The sequence below is a fragment of the Metabacillus halosaccharovorans genome, assembly GCF_002019635.1.
GTDB lineage: Bacteria > Bacillota > Bacilli > Bacillales > Bacillaceae > Metabacillus > Metabacillus halosaccharovorans.
Genome location: NZ_KV917372.1, coordinates 1,393,731 through 1,412,936, shown reverse-complemented (window position 1 = coordinate 1,412,936; position 19,206 = coordinate 1,393,731). Strand labels below are relative to the sequence as shown.

The following is a 19,206-nucleotide window of genomic DNA, read 5'->3' as shown; positions in this document are numbered from 1 at the left end:
GGGGTATTTCCCCCTCTTGTTGTAACAAAAGGAGTGACTGAAATGGATACACATGTAAAAGTTGCTGATCGTCAAGTGATGGTTAGACAGAATTCAGCTGCCAAGTATAAAAAATTAAGGAGTGCTCTAACAATTGGAGCTTTTGTTGCACCTGCGATTATTATTTATACTGTTTATGTTTTGTTTCCGATTATATCAACCTTAATGTACAGCTTTTATAAATGGGACGGCATGGGTGTAGGAGTATTTGTTGGATTACAAAATTATATAGACCTTTTTAAAGACGCAATTTTTTGGAGAGCTCTCACAAACAATACATGGGTCGTATTAACTTCGGTATTTGCTCAAATTCCTTTAGGTTTAGTCATGGCTCTAATGCTATTTGCACCAATTAAAGGAATTAAATTCTTTGGTAGTGTTTATTTCTTTCCATTTCTAATGTCAACTGTAGCAATCGGTTTGTTATGGGTCTTAATGTTCGATCCAATCAATGGGATTATTAACAGTATTATTAATCTTTTTGGCTTTGAAAATGTTTCATGGCTCAGTGAAACAAATACCGCATTATTTGCTGTGTTATTAGTTATCGTTTGGCAATTCTCTCCGTTCTATATGATTCTTTTTAAAGCAGCCATTGTAGGAATTTCTGACGAATTATATGAAGCCGCTGAAATTGATGGGGCAAATCCATTTCAAAAGTTTTTTAAAATTACATTACCACTTCTCATGCCAACGATTGTAAGTTCTTCTATTTTGGCAATTGTAGGATCATTAAAAGCGTTTGATATTTTCTATATCATGACAGGTGGAGGTCCTAACCACGGTACTGAACTATTAGGGACTTATATGTTTAAACAGGCGTTTATCAATTTTAATATGGGTTATGCTAGTGCGATTGCCTTTGTTATGTTTTTTTTAGCCTTATTCGTTACGATCATTATTCAGGTGATGGATCATTTGCGTAAAAAGAAAGGAGCCTACGGAATATGACGATGGGATTTAAAAAAGTACCTCTATATATTATTGCTATTATGTTGTTAGTTTTCACTGGCTTTCCTTTCATTTATATGATTTCAACTTCACTTAAATCACGTAGCCAATTCTTTGAAGAACCATTTGCTCTATTTTCATCGTTTAACCTGGAAAATTTTCAATCGGTGTTTGAAATGGGATTAACCCGGTATTTCTTAAACAGTATATTGGTTTCTATTGTAGCTGTTTTTGTTGTAATGCTTGTAGCAGCGTTAGCAAGTTATCCTTTAAGTAGAATGAAATTTAAGTTCAACAAAGTATTATTCTTACTGTTTATATCAGGAATGATGTTGCCTATACATGCTACTCTTATTCCGATTTTTAAACTTACACAAAGCATGGGGGTTTTTGATACGGTTTGGGCTTTATTGGGACCATATATCGCTTTTAGTCTGCCAATCTCCATTTTTATTTTGACTCAGTTTATGCAGGAGATTCCAAAATCATTGGAAGAAGCAGCAAAAATGGATGGCAGTAATCATTTTGGAATCTTCTGGAGAGTGATTCTGCCGATGTTAACACCTGCATTAATGACAGTATTGATCTATAACTTTATCCACCTGTGGAATGAGTTTATTTTTGCACTGGTATTAATTTCAAGTCCAGAAAATATGACCTTACCATTAGGCTTGCAAGACTTTAAAGGTGAGTTCTCAGTTAATATACCTGGTCTTATGGCTGCCTTAACACTAGCAAGCTTGCCTATTCTAGTTGTTTATCTTTTCTCTCAAGAGAAAGTTGTAAAAGGTTTAGCTGGTGGAGCTGTTAAGGGATAAGAAGATAAATGAGAGAAGTGAGTCTTTTATGGCTCACTTCTTTTGTTTGAAATATAATAACTAATATTAGTTTTAGCATCATTAATCAGTATGGAAACTAATTAATTTGTGTTGAAAAAACAACCACATTTAAGAGAGCTGTTTTCTTAAGAAATTCTTCATATTTCCCCTACCTTTAAATTAAGAACTTCTGATTATACTTAGAACATCCGAAGCAAATTAACACATGGTATACTTTCGAAAGGAGGTTAGATACATGAACAATTATACTGTGCTGGTCGTAGATGATGATAAAGAAATTAGAGAAGCAATTGAAATATATTTGAAAAATGAAGGTTTGACAGTGTTATTAGCCAGTGATGGTGTAGAAGCAATCGAGCGATTGCAAGAAAATGAAGTTCATTTAATCATTCTGGATGTGATGATGCCAAGGATGGATGGAATTTCTGCAACATTTAAAATTCGTGAACAAAAAAACATTCCGATCATTATTTTGAGTGCGAAAAGTGAAGATACAGATAAAATTCTCGGTTTACAGGTTGGTGCGGATGATTATGTGACCAAGCCCTTTAATCCATTAGAGCTAATAGCACGAGTTAAGTCACAACTTAGAAGATATGTAAAACTGGGTCATTTTGAAGGAAGAAACCGAACAATTGATTTAAATGGTTTAACGATCGATCAAGAAGCGAAGGAAGTGGCAGTGAACGGAGATGCAGTAAAACTAACTCCGATAGAATATAAGATTGTAGAATTATTAATGTTGAACGCTGGTCGTGTGTTCTCCATTTCGGAAATTTACGAACGTGTGTGGCAGGAGCCTTGCTATAATGCTGAAAATACTGTTGCTGTCCACATTCGAAAAATTCGCGAAAAAATTGAAATCGACCCTAAAAATCCAAGATATTTAAAGGTGGTATGGGGCATTGGATACAAAATGGAAAAATAGAGGGGTAATGCTTCTATGGCTTGTTTTGTTTACATACGGGCTTAGTGGAGTGTTAACCGCATTAGTAAATAATAATGATTATTTAAAGCCGAGTTACTTTAAGACCTCTCAGTATGAAGAGTCAGTTGGAGCGTTAGTTAGTTATCTTCAAGCATATGAGTTTTCCTATCAACCTAAGGAAGATGTGATAAAGAAACTTACTGTCTCTAATGAAGAAATTGAAGAATACCGATACCGCTATGGTGAATTAACAGATCAAATCCAAAGTATAAAGGATCAGTATCAATATAAAGTTGAAGAGGCAAGAGCAAGTGGTAATGAGGATATAGCGAATGTTTATATAAAAGAACGTGACACGAAGATTGAGGATATAACCAAAAACTTTGAGAGTGACGACTATGTTGAAGAAAAAATCATAAAAGAAAAAGAAAAAAGAGTAGATGAATATTACAAAGAATTAGAAGGGTATAGGAAAGACTACAAAGTATATAATGAAGCTTTTGCTTATTACTTAAAAAACACATCTACCGGAGAGATCTACACAAATCTACCATCTGAATCAATAAAATCGGCCTTCACGAAAGAAAAAATGTTATATGTAAATTCTTATCCAACGGACGATGTCAATTATCTAGGTGTTCGGGAAGAATCAATTATTTATGGATATGAAGATGTCCTGCCAGATGTTGATACAAATGTTTTATATGAAGGGAAAATCGGACTTCGTAAAGATGTTTCAAATGCAAATGCCATTATGGCGTCTTACCATAATTTTAATGACCATAGAATTGTATTCTGGATTTATTCGATTGGGGCAATCATATCACTCATAATAAGTGGGATTATGGCTTGGAAAATGGCTATTTTTCAAAGAATAAAATCTCATCGTGTAAAAAATTATTACGATCGTCTACCAATTGATGTCGCGTTAGGACTTTTTGGAATCTCAGCCATCATTTCATTATTATTGATTGATGAGTTTCCTCATTATTATAACTATTTTTCATTTAGAGATCTTCTTTACCGATTTTTTATGATGGTCTTTTTTCTAGGAGTAACCATTGTCCAATGGATTTATTTATTTCCACTGATAAAAGAATTGCCGTTAAAAAAAGGGGTACTTAAAAGATCAATATCATATCAATTATTAAAAATGATCCGGGATGCTTTTGCAAATCGCAGAGTTGGAACACAAGTGTTTTTGGTTCTGGCTATTGTGTTTATGTATGGTCTTGGAGCTGCAGTAGTGGTTATAGAGCCAAGCTTTTTAATTATTTACTTTCCTGCATTTGTTGTCGTTGCCTTGCCAATATTCTTTTTTATGATAAGAAGAATAGGATATTATAATGAGATTACCCGTCATGCATCTGCCTTAACAAAGGGGAAATTTGAATCAGATTTAAAGGTTGTTGGAAAAACGTCACTTTCCACTTTGGCTTCAGATATTAATCAATTAAAACATGGTGTAAAAACCTCACAAAAAGCACAGGTGAAGAGTGAACGGTTAAAAACAGAATTAATAACAAATGTAAGCCATGACCTAAGGACCCCTTTAACATCAATCATTACGTATTCCGAGTTATTAAAGAATGCTGAGCTTACAAATGATGAGCGTTCAACATATATTGAGATTATTGATCGTAAATCAAAAAGATTGAAAGTACTTATTGATGATTTGTTTGAAGCATCGAAAATGGCCAGTGGAAATATTGAATTATCAAAAGCAAAGGTTGATGTTGTTCAACTGCTGCAACAGGCTTTAGCCGAATACAATGAAACCATTCAAGCATCAACTGTGCAATTTCGTGTAACAAATCCTGATAACCCTTTATTCGCTTATATTGATGGACAAAAGCTGTGGAGAGTTTTTGAAAATCTAATAGGAAATATTCTGAAATATTCGTTGGAAAATACAAGAGCATATCTAGCAATCAAGCGTGAAAAACAACAAATTATCATAACATTTAAAAATGTATCAAAGTATGAACTTAGTGAAGATGTCAATGAATTATTTGAACGATTTAAACGTGGAGACGAATCTCGACATACGGAAGGATCAGGTCTTGGTTTAGCTATAGCAAAATCAATCATTGACTTGCATGAGGGACAGCTGGATATTGATGTTGATGGTGATTTATTTAAAGTAACGATTATTTTAGATGCGTTGGATTCATGATATAGGATAGGCAGTTCTTCTTTAAGAACTGTCTTTCGTGTATTTTTACATAACTTTGAACTAAGCAATTTTATTATAAAATTTCAACAAATAGTAATAAAAGGATAATTTTACATAAAATTTGAGATAAATATATATGAATTAGATGAAAGAGACCTGATTCATCTTATATAGATATCAATTTCATGAAATTTAGATGAAATTTTCTCCGAATAATGATATGATAGAATTATCTTAATATTTAATAGAATAATAAAATCTTAGGGAAGGTGACAAAATGACAACAAGAATAGAAGCAAATGACAGCAGTCTTCCGTTACGTCGTGATGTAAAATCACTAGGACATATTCTAGGTGAAATTATCATTCATCATGGGGGAACGGAGCTACTAGATAAAGTTGAAAAATTCAGAATGATGGCGAAGTCTCTTCGAAATAACTTTGATAGCCAAGTATACAATGAACTGAAAGAAGAGATCGTGAATTTAGATCCACCAATGCGTAAGCAAATTATTCGCGCCTTTTCAATCTATTTCCATCTAATTAATGCCGCAGAGTCTAATCACCGCATTCGTCGTCGTCGCGAATATCAGCTCCAAGATGATCATGTTGTTCAACCCGTATCAATTGAAAGTGCACTTCTTTCATTAAAAGAAAATGAAATTGAAGAGGGAACAATTCAAAATGTCTTGAACACGTTATCACTTGAGCTAATCATAACTGCGCATCCGACTGAAGCGACTAAACGTTCAGTGATCGAGATTCAAAAACGAATCGGCAAAATATTGAAAGACCTTGACAATACAATGTTAACAAAGAAAGAGCGTAAAAAATTAGAAGACAGTTTGTTAAATGAAGTAACAATTCTATGGCAAACAGATGAACTGCGTCATCGCAAGCCAACTGTTATGGATGAAGTACGTAATGGTCTATATTATTTTGACCAAACATTCTTTGATGTATTGCCAGATATTCATCAAGATCTGGAAGAAGGACTTACTGAGCAATTCCCTGGTCATGCCTGGAATGTACCGAATTTTCTGCGTTTTGGGTCTTGGATTGGTGGAGATAGAGATGGAAACCCGAATGTAACAGCAGAGGTTACGTGGGAAACTTTGGAAAGCCATCGGGAGCTTGTACTTAAGAAATATAGAGATTCACTAATTGAAGCAATGAAACGCTTCAGCCATTCTTCTACACGTGTTGAGATTAGTGAAGAGCTTCTTTCAAATGTTGAAAAAGAAGAGAAACTATACTTACCAGCTGAAAAAAGATGGTCTGTTGAACAAGAAGTCTATCGCCGTAAAATCGCGATTATAATAGCGAGACTTGAAGCAGTTGGGAAATCTGACATTGGATATAAAGCTTCAGAGGAGCTGCTGGAGGATCTATATTTAATTCAGAGAAGTGTAGATGCACATCAACCTGCAAGAAGAGAATTGAAAATGCTCAAGAAATTTATTCGCCAAGTACAGCTATTTGGTTTCCATTTAGCAACACTTGATATTCGTAATCACAGCGGTGAACATGAGGCGGCGATTACAGAAATCCTGCGTAAAGTAAAAGTAACTGAAGATTATTCAGCACTTAGTGAAGAAGAAAAAATAAATGTGTTAGAAAGTGTTTTACAAGATCCGCGTCCTGTCTTACTTTTAAATGAAGACTATTCAAAAGAAACACAGGAAATGCTTAAAGTCTTTACAATGATTAAGAAAGCACATGAAACATTTGGTGAAAAATCCATTCTTGTGTATCTCGTAAGTATGACACAAGCGGCAAGTGACCTTTTAGAAGTGTTGGTTCTTGCAAAGGAAGCCGGTATCTATCGTTTACATGCAGACGGATCTGTGGAAAGCCATCTAAATGTTGCTCCGCTTCTTGAAACAGTTGATGATTTAATTGCGGGTCCTAAGATTATGGAAACATTATTTGAAATGGATGTATACCGCAATCATTTGAAAATCCACGGTGATTCTCAGGAAATCATGCTTGGATATTCAGATGGTAGTAAAGATGGTGGAACACTTACAGCGAACTGGAAATTATACAAAGCTCAGCTTGAAATTCATGATATGGCGAAAAGTTATCAAATAGGGTTGAAATTTTTCCATGGTCGCGGTGGTTCATTAGGTCGTGGCGGCGGTCCGCTAAACCGCAGTATTTTATCACAGCCTGCTGAAACGCTAGGCGATGGAGTGAAAATTACCGAGCAGGGAGAAGTGTTATCATCTCGCTATTTAGTAGAGGATATTGCTTATCGTAGTTTAGAGCAAGCAACTTCTACCTTAATTGAAGCATCTGTTAATCTTTCAAAAGAATCAGAGCAACAGCATTTACGTGAACTAGCATGGGAAAATGCAATGGAAGAGATTTCGAATGTTTCCTTGAAAAAGTATCAATCACTAGTTTTCCAAGATCCTGATTTCTTAACATATTTTACAGAAGCAACCCCATTAAATGAGTTGGCTGAATTAAATATCGGCTCCCGTCCTATGAAACGTAAAAATCGCAATCGCTTTGAAGATTTACGTGCGATTCCTTGGGTATTTGCATGGACACAAAGCCGTCAGCTATTACCAGCTTGGTATGCTGCAGGGACTGGTTTGGAAAGCTTTGCTTCAAAAAGTGAGGAAAACTTACAGCTATTAAAACGTATGTACAATGAGTGGACATTCTTCCGTTCCACAATTGACAATCTGCAGATGGCTCTTATGAAGGCTGATATTACAACAGCTAAAGAATATACATCTTTAGTGAATGATCAAGAAATTGCAGATCGTATCTTTGGGAACATCCTGGAAGAATTTGAAAAAACAAAAACAATTCTTCTGCAAATTACAGATGATGAAGAGCTGTTAGATCATACACCAAATATTAAAGAATCTGTACATCGTAGAAACCCGTATGTTGATCCGTTAAACTTCTTACAAGTAGAACTTATTAAGCAGCTTCGTCAACAGGAAGAGCCTAATGAAGAGTTATTAACAGAAGTTCTATTAACAATAAGCGGTATTGCAGCAGGGTTACGAAATACAGGCTGATATAAAACGATAAGAATAGACTGTCGAGTAATCGGCAGTCTTTTTTTCTTAAGTATAAGTTTTTCTTACAAGAAAAAACATCAAGTTGTAATAAAATCTACCATACTTAGTGTCTAATCTTTCTACATTTTCATAAAGCCCAGCAAGAATTTATTCTTTGAAAATTCTTAAATATCCTCTAGTGTTTTTCTTTTCTTACATAATATGTAAGGTGAATGCAAACACTATCATTGGAAATAATATAACTGGCTGGGGGTATAATTATGAATCAAAAACCACTTCATTACGATGGAAGCAGTTCATCTGTATTTATTTCAATAAATGAAACAAGAGAAAATCAAGTGTTTGAGATAACGGATGGAATGAGAAAAAACATTGCAGGTAACCCATACGTTATAAATATAAATGATTAATTTTGTAAAAAGACTTGCTTATTATTGCGAGTCCTTTTTTTTTCCTCTCAGAGTATAGTTCAAAAACCCTCTGTTTAAAATAAGAACAAATTATGACATAAGAAGGTGGGCAATGTGACATATCAAGAGGGTCTAGATCAAATAGATAAAGCAACTCAAAAAATCAGTGATGCAACACAGTTAACAATAGAAGCAGTTATGAATGCTTTTTTATTCACATGGCAATGGTGGATTGCGCTCGCTATGATAATTGTTCCATGGATATTTTGGACAATGTTCCGTGATCGGAAAAAATCTGCACATTTATTTTCTGCAGGGTTACTGATCATGGTTATATCTGAAATTCTGGATGTAATAGGCGTAGGTCTTGGGAAATGGGCATATCCAGTAAAGGTAATCCCAATAGCTAATATAAGCTTTTCTTATAGACTTTCACTTTTACCGGTAATATTTATGCTGTTGTTACAATTTAAGCCTCATGTAAATCCTTTTATTAAGGCAGTTTTATATGGTGGTTTCGGTGCTTTTATTGGGTTACCATTGCTAGAAAGTATTGATCTTTATAAAACATATGATTGGCACCTTACATACTCTTTCTTTATTTTAACTAGTTTATATTTACTTGGTTACTGGTTTAGTCAAAGGAAATCTTTTTAGTTTTGTCTATACCGCATACTTGTTACTACTATCTTTCTCTGTGAAAACAGCATTAGTTTTTAAAACTTTTAACTTGTTGTTTATTTTCGCCGTTTTGTATCAAACTATAATGACTTAATAAAAGAAAGGTAAGATGAAAATGACAAAAGTCTTGTATATTACAGCACATCCTCATGATGACAAGGTTTCTTTTAGTATGGCAGCAGGAAAAGCTTTTATTGATTCATACAAAGAAGCTAACCCTAACGATGAAATCGTTCATATTGATTTATATAAAGAGCATATTCCACATATTGATGTGGACGTGTTTAGTGGTTGGGGGAAATTACAAACAGGAAAAGGGTTTGACGAGTTATCAGAAGAAGAAAAAACAAAGGTAAGCAGACTTAATGAATTAAGTGAACAGTTCATATCCGGTGACAAATATGTATTTGTTACTCCGTTCTGGAATTTCTCCTTTCCACCCGTTATGAAAGCTTATATTGATTCAGTTGCTGTAGCGGGAAAAGCATTTAAATATACGGCAGAAGGACCTATCGGTTTGTTGACAGACAAAAAAGCACTTCATATCCAAGCAAGAGGCGGTATTTACTCTGAGGGACCAGCAGCAGAAGTTGAAATGGGACATCGCTATTTAAATGTGATTATGAATTTCTTCGGAGTACCGTCGTTTGAAGGGTTATTTATTGAAGGTCACAACGCAATGCCTGATAAAGCGGAAGAGATAAAAGCTAATGGAATTGCACGTGCAAAGGATCTCGCGAAGACTTTTTAAAAAAACTTATGAAAGTATTACAAAGGAGTGCATATATTAGCACTCTTTTTGTACTATGAGAAGGATTAATGATAATAGTTAAAAAAACTAAGGATTTGGAAATATGTGAAAACCCTGCTATTGAGTCTAACAATAACTTTAAATAGTAGAAAGAAACTATGTGAGAATTTGTTACATACTAATTGCGAGACATCTTTTTCCCCTCTATACTACATGTTAACAAGCCAATCAATTAACTGCATAAAGGTTCACTAACTATTTTATGAACGAAAAAGCTACCTAGGGTTCCGTTGGTCATATGACCAAGTCTGGTCCGAGAGGGAGCGTATAAAAAGCAAATTTGTTTTTTATATACACGGAAGGACAAAAGCCTGGGAGATGACCTCTCCCAGGCTTTTATTTATTCCTCAAAAAACATTTATCCCTTTTTAACTCAACTATTTTAACAGCTAGCAGTTGATCGTTTCCACACAGCAGTTATTAGTCTAAGTATTAAATTCAGAATATTCAAATATAAAGGAGAGGATTTAATGAAGGCAGAAACTCCAGAATTAAAAAAATCACTCAATACATTTGGTGTAGTTTTTCTAGGGCTTGCATGGATGACACCAATGATCTTTTTTACAGTTTATGGGGTTGCATTTGAAGCAGCTGGAGGAATGCTTGCTGCTGCCTATGTTGTAGCATTTATAGCTATTTTCTTTACTGCGTATAGCTACAGTAGAATGGTGAAGGCTTATCCAATTTCAGGCTCAGCGTACACATATACAAAAAAAGCAGTTAATCAAAAGATGGGGTTTTTAGTAGGATGGGCCCTGCTTTTAGATTATATTGTTTCCCCGATCATTGCGTGTTTGACATTTGGCCTTTTTTTAAATGCACAGTTTCCAAGTATCCCGGTGTATGTATGGATTATAGTATTAAACTTGATTTTAGCTTTTGTTAATATTATAGGAATTAAATCTGTTGCAAGAGTAAGTGGATTTTCTGTTATTTTTCAAGTTATCTTTATTGTGTTCTTTTGTGTATTTGTTACTAAGGATATTCTCACCGGTGGGGATGGCATGGAGTTATTCTCAATGCAACCTTTCATTTCCAGTGATTTTTCAATCGGAACAATCTTCTCTGGGGCAGCTCTAATATGCTTTTGTTTTCTAGGGTTTGATGCTGTGACAACAATGGCAGAAGAAACAGTTAATCCCCGAAAAACGATACCGAGAGCAATCTTTTTAATTGTTTGTATTGCCGCTGTATTATATATTGCGATTGCATATTTAACTGAGATCGCTTATCCGGACTTCACGTTTGTAAATAGCGACACCGCTTCAGCTGAATTGATTCAAATGGTGGGAGGCAATTTACTAAGTGCGATCTTTACAACAGTATTAATTGTTGCAACTTTTACTCAAGGTGTTTCGTCTGTAACGAGTGTAACAAGATTCTTATTTGCTCTTGGTCGGGAATCAATACTACCGAACAAAGTATTTGGATATATCCATCCAAAATTTAAAACTCCAGTCTTAAATATCGTGTTTGTTACGATGATTTCGTTTTTCTCAATTGCGATTGATTTAGATACAGCTGTCACATTTGTAAGCTTTGGTGCTTTAACAGCATTTACGTTTGTAAATATTTCTGTGATTGCACATTACTATGTTCGTCAAAAACATCGATCATTTAAAGAGACATTTTTATATTTAATCTTTCCACTGGTCGGTGCTTGTTTTATTGGATGGTTGTTAACGTTACTTGAAAAACAAACACTTCTCATAGGCATTGGATGGATTGTGTTAGGATTTGTATATTTGGGAATTCGAACAGTTGTATTTAAAAAGCCTGTAACTGACTTGGTGGAAGATAAGGTAGCAATCCGAAATCAATTAACCGAAAAAAGTATGTAAGAAAGTCTGACATAACAGTTTGGAAATCTAACAATGTAAACTATACTGAACGTACAGAATAATTAAATAAAGCTTCTCAACTGAGAAGAAAAAAGCTTTCTAGGGTTCCGTTCTTGTTATGAATCTCCCCTCATTCAAACAAGTGGTCTGGACCGAGAGAGAGCGTATGGCTATATGAGCATGTAGCTATATACACGGAAGGATAAAAGCCTGGGAGACATTGATCTCTCAGGCTTTTATCTTTTTTATATACACAAAAAATAAGGAGGAAACTTCATATGAATAGCATTTTTAATAAAACAATCCCTGCTGGTGGAAAATGGTCAGGAACAATAGGAAAGGGGAAATTAGTTCGTTTCACAGCATTAGGTGATAGAGCAAATTTATCAACCCTCATGTACAACGGCCAAAACTTAACTGAACGATATAACATGCCTGATACATTGAAGGCACAGCATACCTCACATTTAACGAAAGGCCATGTTCTTATGAGTGATAATGGAAGAGTATTAACAAGCATTGTTGAGGATAGTCTAGGCTGGCATGATAGTATTTCCGGTTATACAACACGAAAGCAAACGGACGAAAAATATGGTGTTACGACTTACCAGGAATTACGAAACAATTGGTTGAGAAGTGGTGAAGAAAATTTCTCTATTGAGCTCGTAAGAAATGGGCTGGGAGTACGTGATATTGTACCGGTTTTGAATTTATTTTCAAAAGTGTATTGTGATGAAAATGGCAATATGCACTTTGTGGAAGACCATTGCAAAGAAGGAGCAACTGTAACACTAAGAACTGAAATGCACACATTATTTGTTTTTTCAAATACACCAAACCCTTTGGACCAAAGACATCAATATTCTTCTGTACCGATTAAAATTGAAGTCCTTGAGGCTAATCCAGTAGAAGAAGATGATGTTTGTGTAAACTTCCGTCCGGAAAATCGTAGAGCATTTGAAAACACATGGGAATACCACGCATTGTTAGGTGAATCAATAAAAACAGTTATGTTTAAATAATAGACTTCTAGAAGGATATAAATGGGAACGGAATTTTTAATCGATTAACTCGGAAGATAGTAAAAGGAGGAAGAGATTATGGCAGTTTTAAACTATACAGAAAGCCCAAGAAAAGTAGAAGAAGCAATCTATGATCATGTGATTCCGGCAGGAGATGGGTGGATGCATGAATTACAACCTGGTCAGGTTGTAAGAATCATAGATGTAGAAGGAAACCAAGCGGCAGATACACTCTTTTATCATGCAGAAGATCCTGAAGATCACTATAGTGCAGTTGCAACGATTGCAGGACAGCAAAATATATATCTATCGACCGGTACTGTTTTGCGGTCTGAGTCAAATAAAGAGCTATTAAGAATTGTGGCAGATACCTGTGGTCGACATGATACGTTAGGTGGTGCCTGTTCGGCGCAAAGTAATACAGTACGTTATTCACATGATACATTGCCAATGCATAACTGTCGCGACACATTCATGTTGCAGCTAACAAAATATGATGTACGTTTTACGAAGCGTGACTTAGCACCAAATATTAATTTTTTTATGAATGTACCTGTTACACCAGAGGGAGGTCTTACATTTGCTGATGGCGTTTCAGCTCCGGGACGATATGTGGAAGTCCAATCGATTGTGAAGACAATTGTGTTAATTAGTAACTGTCCACAGTTGAATAATCCATGTAATGCATATAATCCAACCCCGGTACGAGTGTTGATTTGGGATAAATAGGATGGAATTGTTTTATTGAGGGTCTTGAAAGACAAATCTCGGTAGAGAAAGAAGAGAAAAGTCCTTCATAGTAGGGTTGAAGGACAAAACTCAGCGGAGAGGGACGAGAAAAGTTTTCATAATGTTCAATGAAGAATAAATGCTTACGAGAAAGGTTGTTCATATAAAAAACATCGCTAGAAGGAGTGTGTCACATGTTTAAAAAAGTACTAATCGCAAACCGTGGGGCAATTGCGGTAAGAATAGAGCGAACATTAAAAAAACTAGGAGTTTCATCTGTAGCAGTTTATACAAAAGCTGATCAAGACAGCTTACATGTTGATGGTGCAGATGAAGCTGTTTTGATCGGAGAAGGAGCAGTAAAGGAAAGCTACTTAAATTCAGATTTAATTCTAAAAACGGCCATTGAAACAGGTGCGGAGGCGATCCATCCGGGTTATGGTTTCTTAAGTGAAAATGCAAATTTTGCCCGTGCATGTCAGGAAAATGGAATTATATTTATTGGACCGACACCAGAGCAAATGGAAATGTTTGGTTTGAAACATTCTGCAAGGGAAATTGCTGAAAAAGCTGGAGTACCAATGCTTTCAGGTACCAAATTAATTGACAGCTTAGAAACTGCCTTAGAACAGGCAGGTCAAATCGGATACCCGGTAATTCTAAAAAGTACAGCTGGTGGCGGCGGTATTGGGATGCGTGTTTGCGACACTGAAGAAGCTTTACGCGCTGCTTACGATGGGGTGCGTCACTTAGCAGAAACAAACTTTAATAATGGCGGGCTATTCTTAGAAAAATACATCGCAAGGGCAAGACATGTTGAAGTGCAAATTTTCGGGAATGAATTCGGAGAAGTTATTACTTTAGGTGAGCGAGATTGCTCAATTCAACGTCGAAATCAGAAAGTAATTGAAGAAAGTCCTGCTCCAAAATTATCTGAAGACGTTCGTCAGAACATGTTTGCTGCTGCCAAAAGTTTAGCTGAAGAAGTTGGCTATAAAAGTGCAGGAACGGTTGAGTTTTTATATGATCCAGATTCTTATGAATTTTACTTTCTGGAAGTAAATACTCGTTTGCAAGTAGAGCATGGTGTAACAGAGGAGGTCTTTGGTATTGATTTAGTGGAGTGGATGATCAAAGAGGCTGCTGGTGAGCTGAAAAATTTACAGAATCTTGTTCCAGAACCAACAGGACATAGTATTCAAGCTCGAATTTACGCTGAAGATTGTCATCATGATTTCCGCCCAAGTGCCGGACAGCTGGATCAAGTCATTTTATCAAACCTTGCACGTAATGAAACATGGGTAAGAGATGGGATAACCGTTACCTCATTATACGATCCAATGCTTGCAAAGATCATCGTGCGTGGTAAAAACCGCATAGAGGCTATCCAAACATTGATTAAGGCTTTACGTGAAACACGAATGTATGGGGTTACCACAAATCTTCAATATTTACAGGAGCTATTGAAAGAAGAGGATTGTATATCAGGTGAAGTATACACAAGAATGCTAAATAGTTTTAAACCAGTTGAAAATGCTATTGAAGTCATAGATGGTGGTATTCAAACGACAATTCAGGATTGGCCGGGAAGAAAAGGGCATTGGGACGTAGGGGTTCCACCTTGTGGTCCAATGGATCCATTGTCCTTCCGAATTGGAAATAAATTATTAGGAAATGCTGACAACGCACCCGGACTTGAATTTACCCTTCGAGGTGGATCTTATCAATTTAGAAATGATATGTGGTTCTGTTTAACGGGCGCTGATATGGAAGCAAAGCTAGATGGTGAAAAAATTTCATTATATAAACCAGTATTAGCAAAGGAAGGCCAGGTAGTATCATTTGGCGAAGCTAAAGTGGGAATGAGAACCTATATGCTTGTTTCTGGGGGATTTGATATGCCAAAGATTTTAGGAAGCTCTTCCACTTTTACACTCGGAAACTTTGGGGGACACGGTGGCAGAGCGCTTCGAACAGGCGATGTTCTCGGTGTTCATAACTCTTGTTCACCTGTTGTAAAAGGGGGGCTTTCTTTAGTACATCAACCAAAGATCAACACAACATGGACGATTGGTGTTATTCCCGGGCCGCACTGTACAGAAGAATTTTTGCAACCAGATTATTTAAAACAATTAACAGAAACAAAATGGGAAATTCATTTTAATAGCTCCCGTACGGGTGTTCGTCTTGTAGGGCCAAAGCCACTCTGGACACGTGAAGATGGAGGAGAAGCAGGCTTGCATCCTTCCAATATTCATGATAATGCGTACGCAATTGGGACACTTGATTTAACAGGTGATATGCCGATATTACTCGGTCCGGATGGTCCTAGTCTTGGTGGGTTTGTTTGCCCTGTGACCACAGCTTCAGCAGAGTTTTGGAAAATTGGTCAACTGCATCCTGGAGATACAGTCCAATTTAAGCTTATCACACTCGAAGAAGCAGATCGTTTACGAAAACTGCAAGATATGAATTTGCAAGCAATTGGGGAAAAACATCTTTCACAGCTACAAGAGATTGAATTAGCAGATCCTGAAATTGAGATTACATCAACTTATCCGGTTTTAGCCAGTGAGTCTGCTGATCGTCAAATTCCGATAACGATTCGTTGTAGCGGTGACGAAAATATTCTTGTGGAATATGGAGACATGGAACTTGATTTACTCCTTCGTTTCCAGGCACATGCGCTTATGGATAGCCTACAAAAAACCAATGAAATACCTGTCTTAGACTTAACTCCAGGAATTCGTTCTTTACAAATTCATATCGACGCATCAAAAATGACAGTAAAAGATGCAGCCAAAAAGGTATTAGAAATTGATCGCAGTTTACCACCACTTGAATCAATACAAGTACCATCAAGAATCGTCCGTTTGCCACTATCCTGGAACGACCCCTCTGTACAAGTAGCTACAGAGCGATATAAGCAAAATGTTCGTCAGGACGCCCCATGGTGTCCGGATAATCTTGAATTTATTAGACGAATAAATGGTTTGGAAAGTATTGAAGATGTGAAAAAAATTGTGTTTGATGCTAGCTATTTAGTTCTTGGTTTGGGTGATGTTTACCTGGGGGCACCAGTTGCAACACCGATTGATCCCCGTCACCGGCTCGTTACAACAAAGTATAACCCGGCTCGGACCTGGACCCCGGAAAATGCAGTTGGAATTGGTGGAGCATATATGTGTGTGTATGGAATGGAAGGCCCGGGAGGATATCAATTTGTTGGGCGTACCATTCAAGTGTGGAATAAGCTCAGATCAACTGAAAGCTTTGAACCGGGTAAGCCCTGGCTATTACGCTTTTTCGATCAAATTCAATTTTATCCAGTTGATGCAGATGAATTACTTCAAATGCGTGAGGATGTTTTAAGGGGGAGATTTGAAGTTGATATTACAGAAACAACCTTTGATCTTGGAGAGTACTTGAACTTACAAGAGGAGATTAAGGAAAGTACCTACCAATTCAAACAACGTCAACAAGCCTCCTTCAATGAGGAACGTGAAAGATGGAAGGAGCAAGGTATTGAAGAACATGTATCAGAAGATGATACATTAGCCCCAAGTGAAGAAGATGTACTTCCTGAAGGTGCAATTCCTGTAAACTGTTCAATGCCGGGAAGTGTGTGGAAGGTCCTTGTTTCACCGGGAGCACAGGTGAAAAAGGGTGATGTTCTTATTATAGAAGAAAGTATGAAAATGGAGTTTCCTCAAACAGCACCTTGTGATGGAGAAATCGCTGAAATTTATGTGAAGTCTGGTGATTCGGTGCATGCTGGACAATTAATAGCTAGTTTATTTAAGGAAAATAAGGTAGGTGCCGTACAATGAGCAAAATGAAGATTCCAGCCAAATTAACACTAAGCTGGCTACGTGAAGCATATGGAAATCATCAATTATCACCAGAAGAAGTGATGGAAGAAATCGTTAAACGTTCCAAACGAGACGAAGAAATGAACATTTGGATTACACCGCCAAAAATGGAAAAGATTCATCCGTATTTAGAACGCTTATCAGAAATAGATTTTGTTACATCTCCATTATGGGGAATCCCATTTGCCATAAAGGATAACATCGATTTAGCTAATGTACCAACAACAGCTGGTTGTGAGGAATTCAGCTATACTCCAGCAGAACATTCTACTGTAGTTGAGAGATTAATAGAGGCAGGGGCAATTCCAGTTGGAAAAACCAATCTAGATCAATTTGCAACAGGTTTAGTTGGGACCCGCAGCCCTTATGGTGAAACCCACAACTCTTTGCGACCAGAGCTAATAAGTGGAGGTTCAAGCTCTGGGTCTGCTGTATCTGTTGCAAGAGGTCAGGCAGTTTTCTCTTTAGGAACAGATACAGCAGGTTCAGGACGCGTACCTGCAGCGCTAAACGATCTGGTTGGTTTAAAGCCTAGTTTAGGAGCTTGGCCAACAAAAGGTGTTGTGCCGGCATGTGCAAGTCTGGATTGTGTGACCGTATTCTCCCATAGTTTAGATGAGGCTTATCAAGTAGATGCAGTGGTTAGAGGGTTTGATCAGGAGGATCCATGGTCCCGGGAAATGCCGATACCTTTTGCTAATAAGCTTCCGAAAAAAATATGTTTACCTAAGGATAACATCCCTTTTTATGGCCCATATGCATCTGAGTATCAACAGGCTTGGAATAATGCTGTTGAACAACTGAAACAGCTTCCTATTACAATTGAATATATTGATTATGAATTTTTCCGCGAGGCAGCAGCCATCCTTTATGACGGACCATTTGTAGCAGAAAGGTGGGCTGATTTAGGAGAATTTATTCGTAATCATCCTGATGTAACATTCCCTGTAACTGAGAAGGTGCTTCGTTCCGGTGATCTTCCAAAATATAATGCTACGTCTGTGTTTCATTCTTTGCACAAATTACAAGAGTTCAAAAGAAAAACTCAGAGTCTTTTAAAAGATGCTGTTCTTGTTACACCAACAGCCGGGGGTACTTGGACACGTGATCAGGTCCGAAAAGATCCAATAAAAACGAATAGTGATATGGGATTATATACAAATCACTGTAATTTACTAGATTTAAGTGCAATTGCTGTTCAGGCAGGTGAAGCAGAAAAGAATCTTCCATTTGGTATAACCTTCTTTGCGTTATCTCATGAGGAAGGATTAATAGCCGGTGCAGCAGAGGTATTTGTTAAAAACAATAAAGAAATAACAAAGACTATTCCTATCGCAGTATGTGGTCTGCATATGCGAGGTTTCCCACTTGAAAAGCAAATGCTTGAATTTGGTGCATACTTTGTTCGCGAAGATGTAACTGCTGACAAATATCAATTTATTAAGCTGCCATCAGAACCTGCAAAGCCGGGTTTGATCAAGAAAAAATCAGGTGGAGATGCTATTGAATTAGAAATTTGGGAAATGCCGGTTTCCTCCTTTGGAGAATTTTTAACATTAATTCCAGCCCCGCTTGGGATCGGAAAAGTGGAGCTCCAAGATGGCACTGAGGTTTCGGGATTCATTTGTGAAGCCTATGCAGCAGAAGATGCAGAAGATATTTCTGATTCAAGGAGCTGGAGAAAGGTTCCTCTAAATATTTAATTTGAAGTTCATATTTATAAATCCCCAATATTTTTCATCCATTGGGGTATTTTTGTTTTATTTCAATTTAAGAAATACCTTTGTTTATATAATTAATCGTATGCAGGACTTTTCCAACTTTCCTTGAAGTTATTAAAATAATGTTTTTACACAAGGAGGAG

General features: G+C 36.6%; 13 protein-coding genes and 2 riboswitches. All 13 genes read left to right on the top strand.

Translation table 11 applies throughout. The annotated features are described in order from the left end of the window. Window positions 1–42: 42 nt before the first annotated feature. Complete coding sequence (locus BK577_RS21220; protein WP_078434767.1) at window positions 43–990, top strand: carbohydrate ABC transporter permease; 948 nt, start codon at window positions 43–45, stop codon at window positions 988–990. After that, window positions 987–1,808 carry a carbohydrate ABC transporter permease gene (locus BK577_RS21215; RefSeq protein ID WP_078434766.1) on the top strand — a complete coding sequence of 274 codons (822 nt, stop codon included), beginning with the start codon at window positions 987–989 and terminating at the stop codon, window positions 1,806–1,808. The genes BK577_RS21220 and BK577_RS21215 overlap by 4 nt, the downstream gene beginning before the upstream one ends. A gap of 256 nt (window positions 1,809–2,064) precedes the next feature. Continuing rightward, a complete protein-coding gene (locus tag BK577_RS21210) occupies window positions 2,065–2,757 on the top strand; it encodes a response regulator transcription factor (RefSeq protein WP_078434765.1) in 693 nt (230 codons plus the stop codon). After that, a complete protein-coding gene (locus BK577_RS21205; protein WP_078434764.1) occupies window positions 2,735–4,933 on the top strand; it encodes a sensor histidine kinase in 2,199 nt (732 codons plus the stop codon). Before BK577_RS21210 ends, BK577_RS21205 begins: the two co-directional genes overlap by 23 nt. Window positions 4,934–5,210: 277 nt before the next feature. Continuing rightward, window positions 5,211–7,973 (top strand): phosphoenolpyruvate carboxylase, encoded by a 2,763-nt coding sequence (ppc, locus tag BK577_RS21200; RefSeq protein WP_078434763.1) that lies wholly within the window; start codon window positions 5,211–5,213, stop codon window positions 7,971–7,973. 263 nt (window positions 7,974–8,236) lie between these two features. Continuing rightward, window positions 8,237–8,386: a hypothetical protein gene (locus BK577_RS26185; RefSeq protein ID WP_169908431.1), complete on the top strand. Its 150-nt coding sequence runs from the start codon at window positions 8,237–8,239 to the stop codon at window positions 8,384–8,386. A gap of 114 nt (window positions 8,387–8,500) precedes the next feature. Further along, a complete protein-coding gene (locus tag BK577_RS21195) occupies window positions 8,501–9,043 on the top strand; it encodes a CBO0543 family protein (protein ID WP_245823551.1) in 543 nt (180 codons plus the stop codon). A gap of 139 nt (window positions 9,044–9,182) precedes the next feature. Next, window positions 9,183–9,818 (top strand): FMN-dependent NADH-azoreductase, encoded by a 636-nt coding sequence (locus BK577_RS21190; protein WP_078434762.1) that lies wholly within the window; start codon window positions 9,183–9,185, stop codon window positions 9,816–9,818. Between the two features lie 268 nt (window positions 9,819–10,086). Continuing rightward, window positions 10,087–10,198: riboswitch (guanidine-I (ykkC/yxkD leader) on the top strand. Window positions 10,199–10,348: 150 nt separating this feature from the next. Further along, complete coding sequence (locus tag BK577_RS21185; protein WP_078434761.1) at window positions 10,349–11,719, top strand: APC family permease; 1,371 nt, start codon at window positions 10,349–10,351, stop codon at window positions 11,717–11,719. Window positions 11,720–11,807: 88 nt separating this feature from the next. Continuing rightward, a riboswitch (guanidine-I (ykkC/yxkD leader) is annotated at window positions 11,808–11,938 on the top strand. Between the two features lie 59 nt (window positions 11,939–11,997). Further along, window positions 11,998–12,741, top strand: coding sequence for an urea amidolyase associated protein UAAP1 (locus BK577_RS21180; protein WP_078434760.1), 744 nt, complete (start codon window positions 11,998–12,000; stop codon window positions 12,739–12,741). 78 nt (window positions 12,742–12,819) lie between these two features. Beyond that, window positions 12,820–13,470 (top strand): urea amidolyase associated protein UAAP2, encoded by a 651-nt coding sequence (locus tag BK577_RS21175; RefSeq protein WP_078434759.1) that lies wholly within the window; start codon window positions 12,820–12,822, stop codon window positions 13,468–13,470. Between the two features lie 194 nt (window positions 13,471–13,664). Then, a complete protein-coding gene (uca, locus tag BK577_RS21170) occupies window positions 13,665–17,300 on the top strand; it encodes an urea carboxylase (RefSeq protein ID WP_078434758.1) in 3,636 nt (1,211 codons plus the stop codon). Next, complete coding sequence (gene atzF, locus BK577_RS21165; protein WP_078434757.1) at window positions 17,297–19,045, top strand: allophanate hydrolase; 1,749 nt, start codon at window positions 17,297–17,299, stop codon at window positions 19,043–19,045. Before uca ends, atzF begins: the two co-directional genes overlap by 4 nt. The last annotated feature ends 161 nt before the right edge of the window (window positions 19,046–19,206 follow it).